The sequence below is a fragment of the Pedobacter albus genome, from assembly GCF_036324255.1.
Taxonomy (GTDB): domain Bacteria; phylum Bacteroidota; class Bacteroidia; order Sphingobacteriales; family Sphingobacteriaceae; genus Pedobacter; species Pedobacter albus.
Genome location: NZ_JAZDQT010000001.1, coordinates 994170 through 1014683, shown reverse-complemented (window position 1 = coordinate 1014683; position 20514 = coordinate 994170). Strand labels below are relative to the sequence as shown.

15 protein-coding genes are annotated in these 20514 nt (G+C 44.1%); 11 read left to right on the top strand and 4 right to left on the bottom strand.

Annotated elements, in window-relative coordinates; translation table 11 throughout:
* The first annotated feature begins 463 nt into the window (after positions 1-463).
* From dinB to VRU48_RS04295, 5 genes are all read left to right on the top strand, one after another.
* Positions 464-1630, top strand: a complete 1167-nt coding sequence (gene dinB / locus VRU48_RS04315; RefSeq protein WP_330106692.1) for a DNA polymerase IV — start codon at positions 464-466, stop codon at positions 1628-1630.
* On the top strand, positions 1630-4617 hold the full coding sequence (locus VRU48_RS04310) for a helix-hairpin-helix domain-containing protein (protein ID WP_330106691.1): 2988 nt from the start codon (positions 1630-1632) through the stop codon (positions 4615-4617). Before dinB ends, VRU48_RS04310 begins: the two co-directional genes overlap by 1 nt.
* A 310-nt stretch (positions 4618-4927) precedes the next feature.
* A complete protein-coding gene (gyrA, locus tag VRU48_RS04305) occupies positions 4928-7492 on the top strand; it encodes a DNA gyrase subunit A (protein ID WP_330106690.1) in 2565 nt (854 codons plus the stop codon).
* A gap of 27 nt (positions 7493-7519) precedes the next feature.
* Positions 7520-8602, top strand: coding sequence for a tetratricopeptide repeat protein (locus VRU48_RS04300; RefSeq protein WP_330106689.1), 1083 nt, complete (start codon positions 7520-7522; stop codon positions 8600-8602).
* Between the two features lie 87 nt (positions 8603-8689).
* Entirely contained in the window at positions 8690-9832 is a 1143-nt protein-coding gene (locus VRU48_RS04295; RefSeq protein WP_330106688.1) for a tetratricopeptide repeat protein, read from the top strand.
* Positions 9833-9975: 143 nt separating this feature from the next.
* Here the strand turns inward: VRU48_RS04295 and VRU48_RS04290 are convergent, their stop codons facing one another.
* Positions 9976-11247 carry a M20 metallopeptidase family protein gene (locus tag VRU48_RS04290; protein ID WP_330106687.1) on the bottom strand — a complete coding sequence of 424 codons (1272 nt, stop codon included), beginning with the start codon at positions 11245-11247 and terminating at the stop codon, positions 9976-9978.
* Positions 11248-11489: 242 nt separating this feature from the next.
* On the opposite strand from VRU48_RS04290, the gene VRU48_RS04285 reads away from it, so the two are divergent.
* Positions 11490-11876, top strand: coding sequence for a VOC family protein (locus VRU48_RS04285; RefSeq protein WP_330106686.1), 387 nt, complete (start codon positions 11490-11492; stop codon positions 11874-11876).
* Between the two features lie 5 nt (positions 11877-11881).
* On the opposite strand, the gene VRU48_RS04280 is transcribed toward VRU48_RS04285, so the two are convergent.
* Together VRU48_RS04280 and VRU48_RS04275 are read right to left on the bottom strand one after the other, a co-directional pair.
* Entirely contained in the window at positions 11882-12523 is a 642-nt protein-coding gene (locus VRU48_RS04280) for a GNAT family N-acetyltransferase (RefSeq protein WP_330106685.1), read from the bottom strand.
* Between the two features lie 24 nt (positions 12524-12547).
* A complete protein-coding gene (locus VRU48_RS04275) occupies positions 12548-12904 on the bottom strand; it encodes a response regulator transcription factor (RefSeq protein WP_330106684.1) in 357 nt (118 codons plus the stop codon).
* A gap of 152 nt (positions 12905-13056) precedes the next feature.
* Between VRU48_RS04275 and VRU48_RS04270 the strand changes: the two genes are divergently transcribed.
* From VRU48_RS04270 to VRU48_RS04250, 5 genes are all read left to right on the top strand, one after another.
* Positions 13057-15171, top strand: coding sequence for a tetratricopeptide repeat-containing sensor histidine kinase (locus VRU48_RS04270; protein WP_330106683.1), 2115 nt, complete (start codon positions 13057-13059; stop codon positions 15169-15171).
* 13 nt (positions 15172-15184) lie between these two features.
* The gene (locus VRU48_RS04265) at positions 15185-15934 is read left to right on the top strand and encodes a LytR/AlgR family response regulator transcription factor (protein WP_330106682.1); all 750 of its coding nucleotides are present in this window, start codon (positions 15185-15187) and stop codon (positions 15932-15934) included.
* A gap of 64 nt (positions 15935-15998) precedes the next feature.
* The gene (locus VRU48_RS04260; RefSeq protein WP_330106681.1) at positions 15999-17210 is read left to right on the top strand and encodes a DUF763 domain-containing protein; all 1212 of its coding nucleotides are present in this window, start codon (positions 15999-16001) and stop codon (positions 17208-17210) included.
* On the top strand, positions 17210-17920 hold the full coding sequence (locus VRU48_RS04255) for an endonuclease V (RefSeq protein ID WP_330106680.1): 711 nt from the start codon (positions 17210-17212) through the stop codon (positions 17918-17920). Before VRU48_RS04260 ends, VRU48_RS04255 begins: the two co-directional genes overlap by 1 nt.
* Positions 17921-17953: 33 nt before the next feature.
* The gene (locus VRU48_RS04250) at positions 17954-19162 is read left to right on the top strand and encodes a TCR/Tet family MFS transporter (protein WP_330106679.1); all 1209 of its coding nucleotides are present in this window, start codon (positions 17954-17956) and stop codon (positions 19160-19162) included.
* On the opposite strand, the gene VRU48_RS04245 is transcribed toward VRU48_RS04250, so the two are convergent.
* Positions 19159-20511, bottom strand: coding sequence for a PhoH family protein (locus VRU48_RS04245; protein ID WP_330106678.1), 1353 nt, complete (start codon positions 20509-20511; stop codon positions 19159-19161). The two genes, VRU48_RS04250 and VRU48_RS04245, sit on opposite strands and share 4 nt — an antisense overlap.
* Positions 20512-20514: the final 3 nt, after the last annotated feature.

Here is a 20514-nt window from a genome sequence, read left to right as displayed (position 1 = left end):
GTTGGTGTTCCTCACCAACAAGCCATTTGCTAAACCATGCTACCTATGCGCTCTCTACTCGTTGGTGAAGAACACCAACGAAAGCCATGATGCTATGCTTCTAGTTAAAATCTGTTAATCTGTGGCCACTATTTCTAGCCCGACTACCTCTTTATCTAAAAGCTAATTATTTTAGCAAAAATTAAATCAAGATGGATAATACTAATTTTATGCACTTGTAGGTGTCCCTCACCAACAAGCCGTTTGCTAAACCACGCCATCAATGTGCGCTCTACTCGTTGGAGAAGAACACCAACGAAAGCTAAAGTTCTTCTCCAAAAAGCCATTTTTTTGCCATTGTTGGTGTTCTTCACCAACAGCATGATTGAGGTAGACCTTATTAATTTAAAAGCTAAATAATTTAGTAAAAATTAATATTAAGTATATAATACTAATAATATTAGTATTATATTTGTCTTGATTTATGCAGTTGGCCGATAAACATATCATCCACATGGACCAGGATGCCTTTTTTGTTTCGGTAGAGATTAAAAAAGACAGCAGACTGGCAGGAAAAGCCGTCATTATTGGCGGGCTTTCCGACAGGGGAGTGGTATCTTCCTGCAGCTACGAGGCCCGCAAATTTGGCGTACACTCGGCTATGCCCATGCGGATGGCCCGTCAGCTTTGTCCGCATGCCATTTTCGTTAAAGGCAGCATGGACGACTACAGCTACTATTCGCACCAGGTTACAGAACTCCTCCAAGAAAGAGTGCCCATTTTAGAAAAGGCTAGTATTGATGAGCATTACATCGACATGACGGGCATGGACCGCTTTTTTGGCTGCATGAAGTTTGCCCAAGAGTTGCGTAAAACCATATTAGATCAAATTGGCTTGCCCATTTCGTTCGGGCTTTCCATCAACAAAACGGTGTCAAAAATCGTGACCAACGAGTGCAAGCCCAATGGCGAAAAAGAGGTGAGCAAACCAGAAGTGCAGCCTTTCCTCAATCCGCTTTCCATTAAAAAAATTCCTGGCCTGGGTGATTCTACCTTTATCAAACTGAGCGAAATGGGCGTACGCAAAATCCATACGCTCACCCAAATACCGCCCGATTTGATGTTCAAAATTCTGGGTCAAAACGGACTCAGCCTCTGGCAAAAGGCCAACGGTATCGATCTTTCGCCCGTGGTGCCTTACCGCGAGCAAAAATCCATCGGCAAACAAAGCACTTTCGATAGCGACAGCATGGACGTAGCGGGCATGAAAGTACTACTCACCGATATGGTAACCAAGCTGGCCTTCGAACTGCGCCAGCAGCACAAACTGACGGCCTGTGTTACGGTAACCATTCGCTATGCCAACTTCGAAACGGTTACCCAACAGGCCAAAATTCCTTATACCTCGCTCGATTCGATATTGATTACCAAAGCCAAGGAACTTTTCGACAAGGTTTACCAAAAACGCATGTTGTTGCGTTTGGTCGGCGTTAAGCTGTCGCATCTGGTAGGTGGCTATGAGCAGATTTCGCTATATGGTCCTTCAGAAAAAATGTACAATTTATACCAGCGTATGGACAAAATCCGCAACCTGTATGGTACGGATGCCGTTCGGTTGGCTACGGTTTTTCCCGATAAAATAGGTCGCTGATGTTGCTCAATGTCCACTCGCAATATAGCCTCAGGTATGGCACCATGCACATCGAAAACTTGTTGATGGAAGCAAGGGCAAAGAATATCCATCAATTGGTACTTACCGACATCAACAACTCTACGGGTTGCATGGAATTTATCCGCGTTTGCAGGAAACACGGCGCAGGCTTTGAAGATCGCCATGGCGTATATTGGCCCCCTTATCAATTTAAGCCCATAGTGGGCATAGAATTTAGGCGCGACGAACAGTTGCTCTATATCGGCATTGCCAAAAACAAAGAGGGAATGAAGGAACTAAACGATTTTTTGACCCTCCATAACCTCAATCAAACCCCTTTGCCTTTCGAGCCGCCAAAGTTCCAGAACGCTTACCTTGTTTTTCCTTATGGCAAGCGCAACAAATTAGCCGAAAACGAATTTATAGGCATCAGAGCCAGCGAACTGAACAGCCTGGCCGGAAAGCCTTTGGGGCATTTGCAACATCAATTGGTGGTTCTTCATCCGGTTACCGTAAAAGACAAAATCGAATACCGGCTGCATCAATACCTGAGAGCTATCGGACTGAATACCGTGCTGGGCAAGCTCACCGAAAAAGACACCTGCAAACCCGACGAGGTTTTTATAGACGAGCTGGAATTGCGTGCCAAATTCGAATGCTACGATTTCATTGTGTCCAATACCCAAAAACTGCTAGACAGCTGCAGTACCGACGAATACACCTTTGGCAAGAAGAACAAAAAATACTTTACCAGCAGTGCCGAAGAAGACCTGAAACTGCTAATCCAACTGGCCATGAAAGGGCTTGGCTACAGGTACGGAACCGATAACAAGGAAGCTTTAATGCGTATACAGTCGGAATTAAAGGTAATTGCCGACCTCGATTTTTGTGCGTATTTTCTCATTACCTGGGACGTAGTACGTTATGGCATGGAAAAAGGCTATTATCATGTAGGCCGTGGTTCTGGCGCCAACAGCATCGTGGCCTATTGTCTAAAGATAACCGATGTAGACCCCATTGCGCTAGGCTTGTATTTTGAGCGTTTTCTGAACTACAAGCGAAGTTCGCCGCCCGATTTCGACATCGATTTCAGCTGGGACGAACGCGAAGACATCCAAAACTACCTTTTCGAAAAATACGGACGCAATCATACCGCTTTGCTGGGCACCATGAGCAGCTTTAAAACCAGGGCCGTGATTAGGGAAGTGGGCAAGGTAATGGGTCTGCCCAAAAGCGAAATAGACGATTTTGTTGACCCAAGCAAGGAAATAGCCAACAGGAACAATCCCATTTTCAAAAAAATCATGGCTGTGGGTACCTTTATGAACGATATGCCCAATCAGCGTTCTATCCATGCCGGTGGCATCCTCATCAGCGAAGAGCCGTTAACCTATTATACCGCTTTAGATTTGCCCCCAAAAGGTATGCCCACCGTACAATGGGATATGTACGAAGCAGAAGCCATCGGCCTCGACAAGTACGATATCCTGAGCCAGCGAGGCATTGGCCACATCAGGGAAGCCGTAAAGCTTATTGCCCAAAACCAGCAAAAACAAATCGATATACACGATTTTAAGACCTTTAAAGAAGATCCCAACCTCAATGCACAGCTTAAGGCGGGCACGCCGATCGGTTGTTTTTACGTCGAATCGCCGGCCATGCGCCAATTGCTCAAAAAACTGGGTTGCGACAACTACCTCACTCTGGTAGCGGCCAGTTCCATCATCAGACCAGGGGTGGCCAGTTCGGGCATGATGAAAATGTACATCCAAAGCTATCATGCACCCGATAAGGTGAAATACCTGCATCCGGTAATGGAAGAACAGTTGGGCGATACTTTTGGCATTATGGTGTATCAGGAAGACGTAATCAAGGTTTGTTGCGCCTATGCGGGCCTAGACCTGGCCGATGCCGACATTTTACGCCGTGGCATGAGTGGCAAATACCGTGCAAAGGTTGAGTTTGACCGGTTGGCCCAGCGTTTTTTTAGCAAAGCCAAGGCCATGGACAGGGAAGAGGCCGTTACGGCAGAAGTTTGGCGACAGATATCGAGTTTCGCCGGATTTAGTTTTTCCAAGGCCCATTCGGCCAGTTTTGCCGTAGAAAGCTACCAGAGCCTATTTCTTAAAACCTATTACCCCATGGAGTTTATGGTAGCCGTGCTCAATAACTACGGCGGTTTTTACCAGCGCTGGGTATATGTACACGCCTTGCAGCAAACAGGAGCTCAGGTAAACCTGCCTTGCGTAAACCATAGCGATGCCGAAGTAAACATTGAAAAAGACCAAGCCTATTTGGGCTTTATTGGTATTCAGGGACTGGAAAACAGACTGGTGGAGCTCATTCCGAGAGAGCGGAGAGCCAACGGCAACTATGCCGATTTGGAAGACCTGATTAAACGTACCGGCCTTACCTTAGAGCAGGCCCTGATTTTAATTCGCATAGGCGCTTTGCGTTTTACGGGCAAAAGCAAGAAAGAACTGCTTTGGGAAGTACACAACCATTTGGGCAACTCGAACAGGCCTGTGGCAGGCAACGAATTGTTTCGCCTGCCTGTTAAGCCTTATGCTTTGCCTGCCTTGGCTACCGATTTGGTAGAAGATGCCTATCAGGAGCTGGAGTTGTTGGGTTTTCCGCTCAGCATCAGCATGTTCGATTTGCTCAAAACCCCTTACCGTGGCGATGTGCTGGCCAAAGACCTCGACCGCTACGAAGGCAAAATCGTTAAAATGCTGGGCAATTATGTGTGCGAGAAAACGGTGCATACCTCGCAAAATTCTAAAATGTGGTTTGGAACCTTTATCGATAGCGAAGGCGATTTTTTCGATACCGCGCATTTTGCCAACCGTACGCCGGTTTATCCGTTCAGGGGCAAGGGTTGCTATCTTATTTTGGGCAGGGTATTGATGGATTTTGGCGTGCCCAGTATCGAGGTGATGCAGTTTGCCAAGCTGCCCATTGTCGATAATCCGGTATTGCAGACCTAAGGTTGAAAAGCACGCCTGCAAAGTTTTCGGAAACTTGGCAAGGGTGCTTCATAGTCAGTAGTTTAACAATTCTAGTCCTTGTTAAAATATCCACATTGTTGGCATGGTGCATTCAAAAAAGGAGTAGCCGAATTAAGGACGCGACATTCGTTTTTAGGCCATTGTCCCGCCAAAAGAACAGGTTAAAGCCGATTATCCCCATGTGCAAAACTTTTCCACATCAGTGCACAGGTTGGCGCTTATTTTGTTAAATTCGCAAGGTTATAACAATACCTAATTTAAATTTCGTTTTTAACGAACATTATTATTTATGGCAGAAGATTTAGAAAATCAAGAGAACGACAAGATAGTCCCGATTAACATAGACGAGCAGATGAAATCTGCCTACATCGACTATTCGATGTCCGTTATCGTAAGCAGGGCCCTGCCCGATGTACGCGACGGTTTAAAGCCGGTACACCGCCGTGTTCTGTACGGGATGCTGGGTTTGGGTTTAGGTGCCGGAAAACCATATAAAAAATCTGCACGTATCGTAGGTGAGGTACTGGGTAAATACCACCCGCATGGCGATTCGTCGGTTTACATGACCATGGTACGTATGGCCCAAGAGTGGAGCTTGCGTTACCTGATGGTAGACGGACAAGGAAACTACGGCTCGGTTGACGGCGATTCGCCGGCAGCGATGCGTTACACCGAGGCGAGATTCAGCAAGCTTGCCGAAGAAATGGTGGCAGATATCAATAAAGACACCATCGATTTTCAGTTCAACTTTGACGATACCGAGCAAGAACCAACTGTTCTTCCTTCTAAAGTTCCCAACTTATTGATTAACGGCTCATCTGGTATTGCCGTAGGTATGGCTACCAACATGGCGCCGCACAACCTTACCGAAGCCATCAACGCCACAGTGGCTTACATCGACGACAATGAAATTACCATTGCCGAGTTGATGAAGCACATCAAAGGTCCTGATTTTCCAACCGGAGCAATCATTTATGGCTATAACGGCGTTCAAGAAGCTTTCGAAACCGGTAGGGGCCGTATCGTGATGCGCGCCAAAGCCGAAATAGAAAGCAACAGGGATCGCGAAAGCATTATCGTTACCGAAATACCTTACCAGGTAAATAAAGCCCAAATGATTGAGCGTACCGCCGAACTGATTGGCGAGAAGAAAATCGAGGGTATTTCGAACATCAAAGACGAATCGAACAAAGACGGTATCCGTATCGTTTACGAAATCAAGCGCGATGCCAATGCAAGCATCGTATTGAATAACCTGTTTAAGCAAACCGCTTTGCAGACCTCGTTCAGCGTCAACAACATTGCGTTGGTAAACGGCCGTCCGCAGTTGCTTAACCTTAAAGACATCATCCGCCACTTTGTCGACCATCGTCACGATGTGGTAATCCGCAGAACCAAGTTCGAATTGGCCGAGGCCGAAAAACGCGCCCATATTTTAGAAGGCTTGTTAATTGCCCTCGATCATATCGAAGAGGTGATTAAACTGATCCGTGCTTCGAGCACGCCAGACGAGGCAAGGGTAGGCTTGATGGAGAAATTCGGTCTGAGCGATATCCAGGCACGTGCCATCCTCGACATGACCTTGCGTAGGTTAACTGGACTGGAACGCGACAAGATCAAAGAAGAATATGCCGAATTGATGAAAACCATCGAATATTTGAAATCTATTTTGGCCGACGAAGGTTTGCGTATGCAGATCATCAAAGACGAATTGGCCGAAATGGCCGATAAATATGGCGATGAGCGCCGTACCACCATCGTTCACTCTGCCGAAGACATGAGCATGGAAGACTTCATCGAAGACGAAGAAGTGGTAATTACCATCTCGCACGAAGGCTATATCAAACGTACACCTGCTACCGAATACCGTACGCAGAGCCGTGGTGGCAAGGGCTCAAAAGGCAGCGATTCGAGAAACGAAGATTTCATCGAGCACTTGCTGATTGCCTCTAACCATAACTATATGCTGTTCTTTACCGAAGCCGGACGCTGTTTCTGGCTCAGGGTTTACGAAATTCCTGAAGGAAGCAGAACCAGCAAAGGCAGGGCCTTGCAAAACATCATCAATATTCCGAAAGAAGAAAAAGTTAAGGCCTATATCAAGGTAGTTAACCTGAAAGACCAAGAATATCTAGAGAACAACTTCATCATCATGTGTACCAAAAAAGGTACCATCAAGAAGACTTCGCTAGAGGCTTATTCGAGGCCGAGGGTTAATGGTATCAACGCCATCAACATTAACGAAGGCGACCAATTGCTGGAAGCCAGCTTGACTACCGGAAGCAGCGAAATCGTAATGGCATTGCGTTCGGGCAGAGCTATCCGCTTCAACGAAAGCACCGTGAGGCCGATGGGCAGAACCGCTACCGGCGTAAGGGGCGTAACTTTGGCGCACGACCAAGACGAAGTAGTTGGCATGATTGCTGTAGACGATAAAGAAGCTACGGTTTTGGTGGTGTCGGAAAAAGGCTATGGCAAACGTACCGATATTGACGATTACCGCGTGACCAACAGGGGTGGTAAAGGTGTTAAAACCATTAATGTTACCGATAAAACCGGCGCATTGGTAGCCATTAAAAATGTAACCGATGCCGACGATTTGATGATCATCAACAAATCAGGTATCGTCATCAGGATTGTGGTAAGCGAGCTGAGGGTAATGGGAAGGGCTACGCAGGGCGTTCGTTTGATTACTTTAAAAGGTAACGACGAGATTGCTTCGGTAGCAAAAATCCAGCATGAAGACGAAGAGGAGGAAACAGAAGGAAATGTAACGGATGCTGCAACAGGTACCGACGAAAATCCAGAGAATAATAACAATCCTGCTGCCGAAGGCGAAACAGCAGATAATTAATATAATTTCGAAAAAAACTAAAGAATAATGAAAAAATTGCTTTTAAGTACATTGCTTGTAGGTGTTGCTACGCTTGCAAATGCGCAAAAGAGTGAAGTAAACGAGTCGCAAAAATCGTGGAACTTGTATGTAACAATGATCAGCTCTCAAGGCTATGCCAAATCTATGGATGCGCTTAACAAAGGTCTTGCCCATACCGACCTGGCCATTGCCAACGAAAAATCTAAGGTAATGCCGGAAGCCTGGTCATACAGGGCCTTGCTTTCTTCGGAGATTTCGAGGTTGGACACGGTTGACGTAAACAATGCTTTGGGCAAACAAAAAATTGCCGAAGAAGCTATCAGCAAAGCCAAAACTTTAGATACCAAAGGCAGCGAAAAAGACAATATCGCTACGGCAGAGATCAACCTCATCAATGCCAAAAGAAACAGAGGAGTTAGAGCTTACAATAGCAAAGACTATGCTGGCGCGATGAGCATCTTTAAGGAATTGCTGGCTACTAATCCAAAAGACACCGCCATGTACATCAATGTTGGGGTAACAGCTAATCTAGTTGGTAAATATCAGGAAGCTGTAGATAACTTTAAGAAAGTGGTAAGTTTCAACGTACCTGAATCCAAAGATTTCTACATCCAGATCATCAACCTGCAAACCGATAAGCTAAAAGATACTACGGCGGCTTTGGCTACCATTCAAGAAGCTTTGGCCAAATTTCCTAACGAAGCCAACTTTATTGGTGCAGAAACAGATTTGTACATTGCCAAAGGCGATATTGCAAAATCTCAGGAATCATTAACCAAGCTGATTGCCAAAGATCCTAGCAAAGAAGTTTACCATTACCTCATGGGCGATACCTATTACAAACAAGCCTTGGCCGTTCAGGAAACAAGAAATAAGCTTGATGCCAAAAAAACCAAGGAATATGAAGCGCTTTCTGCCAAAATTGTAGGTTTGATCGACCAATCGATTCCATTCTACAAAAAAGCGTTGGATATCAACCCTAAATATGTACCGGCATTGGAAACCTTGAAGCAAATCTATGCTTTCAAAAACGATACGGCTAATTGGGAAGCCATCAAGAAAAGATTGGACGCCATTCCGGCAAACTAGGAATAGCTTAAAGCCTAAAGGAAAGAGGGATAAATTTTTTTATCCCTCTTTTTTGTTATTTTTGTTGACCAACACCCCCTGTGAAGCATGAACCAGAAATTTGTATTTGCCCTTGTTTTCGTTTGTTTAGCCCATATTCATCAAAGCTTTGCCCAAAAATCGCAGATCCAGTTGGCGCAGAACAGCGTAGGCAAGCTGCAGGCCAGTATCGCTAATAAAGAAGAGGTTAAAAAACAGCTGACCATTATAGGAGAGGGGATTAAGGCGGTAGAAGCAGCCCAGAACGATAAAAAAACAAAAAACTGGCCCGAAACATGGTCGATAAAAGCCTATTTGAGTTCTTATGTGGCCTTGATTGACGAGAACGAAGCCAATTCTGACAAATATTACGGACTGGCCACAGAGGCACTGGAGAAAGCCAAGGAACTTGATAAATACCAGGCCAATTCTACCTTAATTAAAGCGGCCCACTACAATATCATCATCAAAAAGCAGGCAGAAGGCAACAAGGCTTACCAGCAGAACGATTTCATGACGGCTTTTGGCTTGCTCAAACAGGTGAGCGATTATCTGCCTACAGATACGGCCATAGCGGTAAATGTGGCTTTATGTGCCCAAAATATCCAATCGTATGATGAGGCATTGACGTATTTTAAAAGAGCGAAAGACAATGGCATCAAAAATCCGGTTGTTTTTCAGCAAATGGCCAATATTTATGCGTCCAAATTTGAAAGCGAAATGGCGATCAAGATTTTGGAAGATGGCTTAAAGCTTAATCCGTATCATCCGTTTCTGACCAACGATTACATCAACTTGCTGCTGGACAACGAAAAATACACGCAGGCGGCCAAAATTATCGAAGGTTCTATAGCTACAGAAAAAAGAAACAAGCTTTTGCTGTTTTTATACGGCTATTTGCAACAATCGCACCTGAACAACAGTACGGGCGCCGAAACCACGTATAAAAAAGCGCTGGAAGTTGACCAGAATTATTTCGATGCCTTGTATCAGTTGGCTTTGGTTTACGTGAACAATGCCAATTCGAGCCTGAAAGACAAAAACAAGCAAAAGTTCAATTCTTATGTAAACCGTGCCGAATTTACGTTGTTGCGCGCACACGAAATCAATCCGAACGACAAGAATACCATTCAATTGCTGATTGAAATCTACACCAGGAAAGACAGGTTAGACAAGGTGCAGGAACTCAAAAGAAAACTCAACGAATTTTAAGATGATTATAATCGTAAAAATAGGAGGAGTTTGGGTAATGGTAAATATTAGTTAACATAACATAAATTATAAGACAAAACAATTGTATAATTTGAAAAGGCAATAAGCACCACATCTTTAGCCAAACCAACAAAGTAAATGGTTTATTTTTCTTTTAGCCTTTCCGAAATCAGCGATGAAAAGCTTCTTACACCAACTTTTATACTTTCTTCATCAACATTGAAATTTGGAGCGTGGTTCATGGCCACAATTCCTTTCTTAAAATTAGAACCACCCAGCAAAAAATAAACGCCTGGCACTTTTTGCTGATAATAAACAAAATCGTCGTTAAAATATGGAACCTGGCCATAATCTGGCACCATTAAATCGTTTCCATAGATTTTATTCAATGTTTTTATGGCTTTATTGGCTAGTAGTTCGTTATTAACCACTGTGGGATTTCCCTGTACAAACGAAACAGAAACCAGTTTTTCTTTATCAATGTTGGCCACAATGAGCTGTTCTATCTGAGGAATGATTTTTTGGAGATTTAACCGGTCAGTTTCATACAAATAAGCTTCCAGAAAGATTTGGTCGTTTTTTGTATAACTGTTAAACTCGTCCATAATCAGATAGTTCTTAAAAATAGTATTGGGGTTTGCCAGTCCGTTTTGCGGATCTAAAATCTGTTGTATTTCCCAAGGCTTGCTATTGTCTTGCACACGAACCAAGGAATTGCGTATTTTCTTTGCCAGTTCTTTGACCTCTTCTTTAGAAAACTCGTTTTTGAGTTTGATACTTATCCTTTTTTGGTATGCAAACACTTCATTGGGCTTAGCCATAATTTGTCCAACCGGCAAAGCAGTTACATGCAGACCATAAATTTCATCAGGATGTATTTTGGAAAGCAGGCCGTTTTCAATCAGTTTTTTTGCACCGATAAATGTTTCCTCTTCGGGCTGAAATATAAAGTACACGGTCCCGTTTATTGCTTCCTTGTGTTTGGCAAGAACTTCTGCTATGCCAAGCCCAATAGCCATATGCACATCGTGGCCACAACCGTGCTGTACTCCTTTAACTGTAGATTTGAACGCTGCTGTATCGGGAAAATCATTGGGCAAAGCATCCATATCGGCACGCCAAGCTATCTTTTTTCCTTCTTTTTTGCCTTTCAGAATGCCTATCACACTATGTCCGTAGATGTCTGTTTCTACCTCCATTCCTAAATCGAGTAAATACTGTTTTATATAGGCCTGGGTACGTTTTTCATGGCCTGCCAACTCGGGATTGGCGTGAAAATCTCTTCTGATTTTGACGAGTTTCTCATAGATTTTGTCGGTTTCCGTTTTAATCAGTTCGTGAGTTAAGGTTTCTTTTTCCTTCGGTCCCGCGATAAGGGCTACTAATAACAGGCCTGTGGCAAATTGTATCTTCATATAAATGTTGGCTAAATCTTAAAATGAGATGGTAAATACAAGTCGATGTTACACTTTTTGAGCTTGTTTTTTAAAGCGCTTCATTGTCTGTGCGTTAGAGAAAGATTGGCAGATTTGCTTTTGTCCCAAATACACCTGTTAATCGTCTTTTTTGTGCCGTAAATTATTCAGGTGAAACAATAGCTTTGTAAAATCGGTTATAGTAATCGGCAGCTTTAATTTTTTACTTTAAACAAAATCTCATGAAACCAAAAATGATATGGGCCAATCTGGGCGTAAGCAATCTCGAACGGACTACAGCATTCTATACTGCACTGGGTTTTAAGCCTAATGGCTCGAACAGCGAATTAACCAGCTTCATATTTGCCGAGAACAATTTCATTATCCACTTTTTTTTGAAGGATATTCTCGAAAAAAATACTAAAAGCAAGTTCGCCGACCCACAACAGGCAAACGAAGTGATATTCACGATTTCGGCGCCAAGTAAAGCTGAAACGGACAACTGGGCCAAAGAAATAGAAAATGCCGGCGGAAAGCTCATTACACAACCCGAGGAATTTGGCGAAAGCTATTACGGCTTTGTTTTTGCCGATCCGGATGGCCACCGCTTCAATGTTTTTTATATGTAAACTGGCTAATTTTCAATTACGATGGAGGTGTAAAAACTGTGGAGCTCCCAACCCAAAAACTGGTATAGCGATTTGCCTTCCTCGGTGGCCACCAGGAAATTCTTGAAAATGCTCTTCGACAAGGCGATTTTTTCAAGTTCTTTCATCAGTAAAATGGCTAGTCCCCTCCTTCTGTATCCAATTTCGGTCTGTATGCGGTCATAAACAGCCAAGTCGTCTGTAAGTACAAGATGGCCAGAGGTTGCCAAATCACCATTTGGAGCTATGATTTTTAGTGTAGAAACTACTCCAGAAATAGTAAATTCCAGTTTAAAACCTTCAGGCAGTTCGATATTGGGTATTTTCATGGGTTCAAAGCACGACATCATATAGCCCTGAGGCTGTATAACCCATTTTTCAGGTATTTTGCCTTTCAGTGCTGTTGGCTGAGCACACACTTTGAGAAATATCCAGGCTTCGTCGATATGATTAGCCAGCTCGAAAAAATCTTCGTAGAGTTGTGGAAACACATAGCGAACCTTTTGCTTTTCGTAGCCTACGTCTACCTTAAAACCCGATTTAAATGGAACCGGCAATGGTAATTTTCTCGACAGGCACCAAGCTTTGAGCCATTGTTCTAAAATAAGCGGAGAAATAACATGAGCCATGCCCTAAAAATAGCTAATCAGCTATTAAAAGAATAACAAATAAGGCAATAACTCGACCATAGTTTTACAATTAAGCTTCTCGTTGATGTTTTTCCGGTGCGTTTTAATGGTGTAGCATGATACACAAAGCATATCGGCAATGGCTTCGTTGCTGTAGCCTTGCAAAATTTGATGCAAAACCTGTTTCTCGCGACGCGTAAGCTGTTCGAAACTCGACTTGTTAGAACCTAGAAAATCCAGTTGTTTGGTCAGCGCATTGGTCAGCTTCCGATATATTGCCAAATCCTCGATAGCAATTTCCAAACTGATGAGTGCCTTTTGGCCATTCACCAGGGCAATCTGCCAATCGTTGTTGGGGGCAATTGTGGTTAGGGTTTCCATTTGGGTTCGAGCTGCTTTGCATTGAATTTAGCGACTTTGGATACAGTATTTTAGGGCCAATTTGCCTGTTTGCCCTATAGCTTTGCCAAACCCGCTTTTCGCTTTGTGAAATTTAAGGCATCCACTTATTTTTTTCCTATTTTTAAGATGTGATGCCCTCTCCTGCCAAATATTTGTGCCTGTTGCTTATCGGGCTGTGTATGTCGGCTTTTGCCTATGCGCAAAAACAGGGACAGCAAAAGATAGATTCGCTGCAACGGCAACTCCCCCTACTGACCAAGGATAGCGATAAAGTTATTGCGCTGAGCCACATTTCATTTGCCTATTTCCCTATTGATCCGAGCCAAGGCGTTACTTATGGCGAGCAATGCCTGCAGCTGGCCAAGCATATTGGCTTTGATAAAGGCGAAGCCTTGGCTTACAATGCATTAGGTGCCAATTATTGGGCCAAGCGCAATTTTTTAAAGGCGCAGGATTACTACCTCAAGGCCCTAAAAATCAATACCCGGCTTAAAGACAAGGCACAGATGGCGCGCAATATCCATAACATAGCCGATATCTATTTGCGTTTTGATCCGAATAAGGCCTTGAGCTATTACCAAAAAGCCGTGGCCATTGCACACGAAATTAATGATCAGGAAAAGGTTTTGGGCTATCAGGCCAATATCTCCAGCGTGTATCAGGTTCAGGGAAATTATCCCGAGGCCTTAAACTACCTGCAAAAATCGGTAGACCTGGCTAGGAAACTCCACAGGCAAAGGGATGTAGCTGCCTACGAAAGCCTGATGGGGATTATCGAAATGGAAATTGGCCATTACAGCCAAGCCTTGCAATTAACCACCGATGCCTTGGCTATTTTTAAACAAATAGCGGCCACCAATCCGGCGAAAGACGATATTCCCCGTACACTGCTCAACATAGCCAAGATCTATGGCAAGAAAAACGATTTGAAAAATGCGTTGCTGTATAATCAGGATGCTTTTCGCTTGTTCGATCAGTTGCCGGGCAATATGGGCAAGGATTACGCGGCCGAATGCCAGAACAACATCGGTCAGATTTACCTCGACATGGTGCTTCGAAAAACAAAGCCAGACACTCGCTATATTCAAGACACCGTGCTGAAAAGCCATCTGTACCAATCGGAAGCAGCCTTTCGCAAATCCATTTCCATTTCGCTCCTTGTCAAACAATGGGATGCCTTGACCATTGCCCAGCACGGCTTGGTTAAGGTACAGAAATTATTAGGCCAGCCCTATGCGGCGTTAGATACCTATGAGGATTATTCGAATTTTAAAGACAGTATCTACAATGCCGAAATGAACAAGAGCATTGCACTGCATCAAATGGATTTTGAATACAACCAAGAAAAGGATTCGTTAAATACGCTGAATAAACTGCAGGCCAGTAAAATTCAGTTCCTCGACCAGCAAAGGGTGTTGGACCATTTAAAAGTAAAGCAGCAATGGCTCTATTTTTTTCTCACGCTCATTATTTTCTGCCTCATTGCCTTCTATTTCCTTTACAGGTACAGGCTGGCACAGGTGCGCCTGAACAACGATTTGCACAGCGAAAAGATAAACAAGCAATTGCAAGAGGCCGAGTACAAGAAAAACATGAACCAGAACACACTGGCCACGCTCATTTCGCAAATGAACCCGCATTTTATCTTTAACGCCTTAAATACCATTCAGAGCTATATCTATTCTGACAATAAAAAACTGGCGGGCGAGTACTTGGGCAAGTTTAGCGACCTGACCAGAAAAATATTGGACAACAGTAACAAAGCCACGATATCATTGGCCGAAGAACTTGCCTTGCTCAACTTGTACCTCGACATCGAAAAAACAAGATTCGGCGAGGAACTCAATATCGTTTTAAAGGTATCGCCAGCCATCGATCCAGAAAATTTCTATATCCCTCCCATGTTGATCCAGCCCTTTGTTGAAAATGCCATTAAACACGGACTGCTACACAGCAGCAAAGAAAAGCAGTTGCGGATTGAAATAAGCGTGCCCAACGAAATCGAAGATACGCTTGAAATTGTCATAGACGACAACGGCATTGGTCGCGAGCAGAGCAGGCAGCTCAACAGCAAGCGCAATGGCCACCGGTCTTTTGCCAACGATGCCAACGAGAAAAGAATCGACATCATTAACCTGCATTTGGAAACGCAAAAAATTGCCCTCGAAATCATCGACAAAAAAGCCGACGATGGTTCTCCGTTGGGTACCAAAGTTGTGTTGTTTATCCCCAATTCCTTAAATTAAATCGCTCAAAACCATGTACAAAGCAATTATTATTGAAGACGAATACCATGCCGCCAAGTTGCTGGAAAGCATGTTGAACGATATCGAACCTTTGGTACAGGTGCTAGACAAATGCGTAGACCTGCCATCAGGCGTACGGAGCATCAGGATGCACAAGCCCGATGTGGTTTTTCTCGATATAGAACTGCCGGTGTACAGCGGTATTCAGTTGCTGGAGTTTTTTGATCCAAAGGAAATCGACTTTCAAATCATCTTTACCACAGCTTTCAACGAATATGCGCTCAAGGCTTTCGAAATGTGCGCTATCGACTATTTGATGAAACCTTTGCAGGAACACAAATTGAGGGGCGCCCTAGAAAAACTGTCTTCCGTAACTCCTCATACCGCCAAAGAATTGCTGCCTGCATTGAAGCATAATCTTTTAAATGGCACGCAAAAAAAGATGGTGTTGCCTGTGGCTAGCGGATTTGAAATCGTAAACGTTGAAGATATCTGTTTTTTCAAGGCCGAAGGAAGTTATACACACATCTCCGTCAAAGATGGAACCCATCATTTGGTCAGCAAGAATTTAAAGCATTTTGAGCAACTGCTCGAAGGAACCAAAAACTTTTTAAGGGTACACCGAAGCGTAATGGTCAATGTGTTGTTTATTAAGAAAATAGTTAGGAATGTTGGCCATACCATCCTGTTAAACGATAAAACCGAACTGCCCGTTGCCGAAGAAAGAGTACGCGATTTATTAGCTATTTTACAAGAATTATAATAAACTAATATTTTTAGTATTTTATTTTTGATTTTCAAGCTAATATACTAAATTTGTTAGTGTTATGAAAAAGGCAGGCACAGCAGATTTACCCTTGCATCATGGTTTTGTTCCCCTGTGGCTGGCAGAGCGCATGGCAAAACTAGGCCGTGCCATTGTCGAAGAAATCTTAGCTCATCAAGGAAAAAACGAATTATTGAGCCGGTTGAGCGATCCCTTTTGGTTCCAAAGCCTGGGTGCCGTTATGGGGATGGACTGGCATTCGTCGGGTATCACGACTTCGGTAATGGGTGCCCTCAAACGCAGCATCAACCCCAATGCTAAAGAATTTGGCCTGTATATTTGTGGTGGCAAAGGCAACCAGTCTAAATTGGCCCCTACCCAGCTGCTAAAATATGCCGAATCGAATGGTTTGGATGGTAATTCGTTGGTGAGGTCGAGCAAGTTGAGCGCCAAGGTCGACAATACTGCCGTTCAAGATGGTTTTCAGCTCTATCAGCATCATTTTGTGGTAAGCAACGAGGGCAACTGGACGGTTATTCAGCAAGGGATGAGCAATGCCAGTGCCACCGCCCGTCGGTACCATTGGCACGCTCCTTCCCTACGGTCGTTTACAGAAGAGCCTCACACCTTTGTGTATGGTGAAAATTGTGGGGCCATCCTCAACCTGACCGATAAGCAGGCCCAGCCTTTAAAACAATCCATCATGGGTATCGCTTCCGAATCGCCGGTTAAAATGCTTGCCGAAATTGAACAGGTAAAAAGATTGGTGATGCCCAATCATCACGATGTACGTGCCGAAAACATAGACATGAAACGTCTGGGTGCAGTTTTATGGCTGGCACAGGAAAGGAATGTCGCCAATTTCGAAGAATTGTTGTTGTTGGAAGGTTTAGGGCCCCGAACCCTGCAGTCGCTGGCTTTGGTAAGCGAAGTGATCCATGGCAGTCCTTCAAGGTTTAAGGATCCCGCTCGGTTCTCTTTTGCGCATGGTGGCAAAGACGGTCACCCCTTCCCTGTTCCTACCAAGGTTTATGATGAAACGATAGCCACACTGCAAAATGCCATCTATAAATCGAAATTGGGCCGTTCGGAGCAATCGCAGGCCATCAAAGCCTTGTCTAAAATAACCGCAAGTATAGAAGACGATTTTGTGCCCAATGGAAATTTCGAAGAATTGATAGCCAAAGAAAGAGCCGATTCGTGGAAATATGGCGGTCGAACGGTTTTTGGCAAGGCCAAGCCGCCAGTGTCAACCCAATTAGCCCTATTCTGATGATCGATTACAATCAATTAACCGTCCCCGAAGTCATTGCCCTGCAAAAGGAAATGAGAAAGGACCTGAGATTTGAAATACCAGACCAGCAGCCTATCCATACCATTGCCGGAGCAGATATTTCGTACAATAAAGACAGCAACCTGTTTTACGCGGCTATTGTGGTATTGAGCTATCCCCAAATGACTTTGAAGGCCTATTCGCTGGCTACCGGAATTAGCGATTTTCCCTACATACCGGGCTTTTTGGGGTTTAGGGAAGTGCCAACTTTACTCGAGGCTTGGGAGCTGCTTCCCGTTAAGCCTGATGTAGTGGTGTTGGATGGCCAAGGCATCTTGCATCCCAGAAGAATGGGAATTGCTTCGCATTTCGGCGTTTTGACCCATCAGGCTACTATTGGCTGTGCTAAAAATTCGCTTTATGGCAAATACAAGGAGCCTAATGGCCTCAAATATTCTTTTAGCGAAATGCACGAACAATCCACTTTGCTCGGTTATGCATTGCGCACCAAAGAAAATAGCAAGCCCGTATACATCTCTCCAGGCTATGGATTAAGCTTGCCCAAAAGCCTTTTGATCATGAAGAAATGTGTTGGCAAGTACCGAATCCCAGAGCCTACGCGCCTGGCCCATGAAGTGGTGAACGAGTTTAGAATCGGAAAACTGAAAGCCGGTTTTAAGCTTGTTGAACAAATTCCCGAACTATTTTGAACCTGATAAACCCAAATCAACTATTTTTACGGCATGACAACTAAAAAATCAACCCTAGGCTTCATATTCGTTACCATTTTAATCGATTGCATCGGCTTTGGCATCATTATTCCGGTCATGCCAAATCTGGTTAGGCAACTTTCAGGGAAATCGTTAGCCGTAGCTTCAGAATATGGTGGTTTGCTATTGGTGGCTTATGCGCTTGCACAGTTTGTTTTTTCGCCCATTGTAGGTGGCTTGAGCGATAAATTTGGCAGAAGGCCGATTCTCCTGATTTCTTTATTGGGACTGGGCATTGATTATATCCTCCTCTCCTTAGCACCAACCATAGGCTGGTTGTTTGTAGGACGTGTGATTGCCGGAATTACCGGGGCCAGCTTTACGACGGCCATGGCTTATATTGCCGATATCAGTACGCCAGAAAAGAAAGCGCAGAATTTCGGAATGGTTGGTGTGGCTTTTGGCATTGGGTTTATCATTGGGCCTTTGATTGGCGCCTTGTGCAGCCATTTTGGACTTCGTGTTCCCTTTATGGTGGCGGCTGGCTTGGCACTTTTAAACTGGCTATATGGTTATTTTATCTTGCCAGAATCGTTAGCGAAGGAAAAAAGGCGCGAATTTTCTTGGAAAAGGGCTAACCCGGTTGGTTCCTTGGTTAGTGTTTCTAAATACCCAACTATTATTGGATTGGTTTTCGCCTTGCTGTTGCTCTATATCGCCAGTCATTCCGTGCAATCTAATTGGGGCTATTATGTGATTGAGAAATTCAAGTGGGATGAAGCCATGATCGGTTACTCTTTAACTGTGGTAGGTATTGCCGTTGCCATCGTGCAAGGAGGCTTGATTAGGATTGTTATTCCTAAAATCGGCAATAAAAAAGCCATCATTTTTGGCATGACGATGTATATTATTGGCTTTACCTGCTTTGCTTTTGCACCCAACGGCATCATGATGATGATTTTTATTCTGCCCTATTGTTTGGCGGGTATTGGAAATCCAGCCATGCAAACCATCATTTCCAATCAGGTACCCGATAATGCCCAAGGCGAAATTCAGGGCATCCTGACCAGTATGCAAAGTGCGGGAGCCATTATCGGGCCATTTTCGATGGCTTATATTTTTGCGTATTTCATAGGAAAGAACCACAGTATTTATTTTCCTGGGGCTCCTTTTATTTTTAGCGCGGCATTAACCCTGATTGCCTTGTGCATCATTGTGGCCACGCTTAGAAAACACCATTAGAGCAGTTCGTTGGCCAAATTGGCCAGTTCGCTCCGCTCCCCTTTTTGTAGGGTAATGTGTGCATAAAGCGGGTGCTTTTTGGCATTCTCGATGAGGTAAGAAAGTCCATTGCTTTCCGAATCGAGGTAAGGCGTGTCAATTTGGTAGATATCTCCCGTAAAAACGATTTTGGTATGTTCTCCAGCCCTAGAAATAATGGTCTTGATTTCGTGCGGGGTAAGATTTTGGGCCTCGTCGATAATAAAAAATATTTTGGTAATGGTACGGCCACGGATAAAAGCCAAGGGCGCAATCTCTATTTTTTCGGTGCGGATCAGCTCGTCAATCTTGGCCAGCATCTTGTCGTCGCCGTTAAACTGCTCTTTGATAAACTTGAGGTTATCCCATATCGGGGCCATGTATGGGTCCACCTTGGCTTTCACATCGCCGGGCAAAAAACCGATATCCTTATTGCTAAGCGGTACAATGGGCCGGGTAATGTAAATCTGCCTGAAATCTTTGCGTTGCTCTAATGCACTGGCCAAGGCCAACAGGGTTTTTCCGGTACCTGCATTGCCTTGTATGGTAACCAGCTTGATATCGGGATTAAGCAGGGCATCGATGGCAAAAGCCTGCTCAGCATTGCGCGGGGCGATATTGAAAACCGGTTCCTGATTTACCAAACGCAGCGTTTTGCTAGTTGCGCTGTAAGCCGCAATGACAGTTCTTTTTTTGTTTTTTAAACTGTAGAAATGATTGGAATCTTTATAGGGCAACTCTAAACCAGATGCCTCTATAATCGTGTTTTTTTTTAGATCGTCGAGGAGCTCGAGCGGAACATCTTTCAACTCGGTTTTACCGTTATAAAGTTCGTCGGCATTTTTGATTTTGCCGGTTTCGTAGTCTTCGGCGTGTAGGTTCAGCGATTTGGCCTTCAACCTCAGACAAATATCTTTGGAAACGAGAATGACCTTTTGCTTTGGATTTTCCTCTTGGAGGGCCAATGCGGTATTTAAAATGCGGTGGTCGAATTTGCCTTCACCGAAGAGCTTTTCGGCATCAATACTTTTGGGACTTTCGTTCAGTACCACCTTAAATTTGCCCAAACTGTTTTTGCGCAAGGAGAACCACTCGTTAATGAGGTGTTTTTTTGAGGCCTGGTCTATAATCCTGATGAAGTTCCTGGCTTCGAAATTGCGTGTGTCGTTGCCGCTTTTAAAATTGTCGAGCTCTTCTAAAACCAATACCGGAACGGCTACATCATGTTCCTGAAAATTGTTGACGGCATCATGGTCGTATAAAATAACCGAAGTGTCGAGTACAAATATTTTTTTTGACGGACTGGAATCTGGTTTGCTCTTCGTGGACATAAG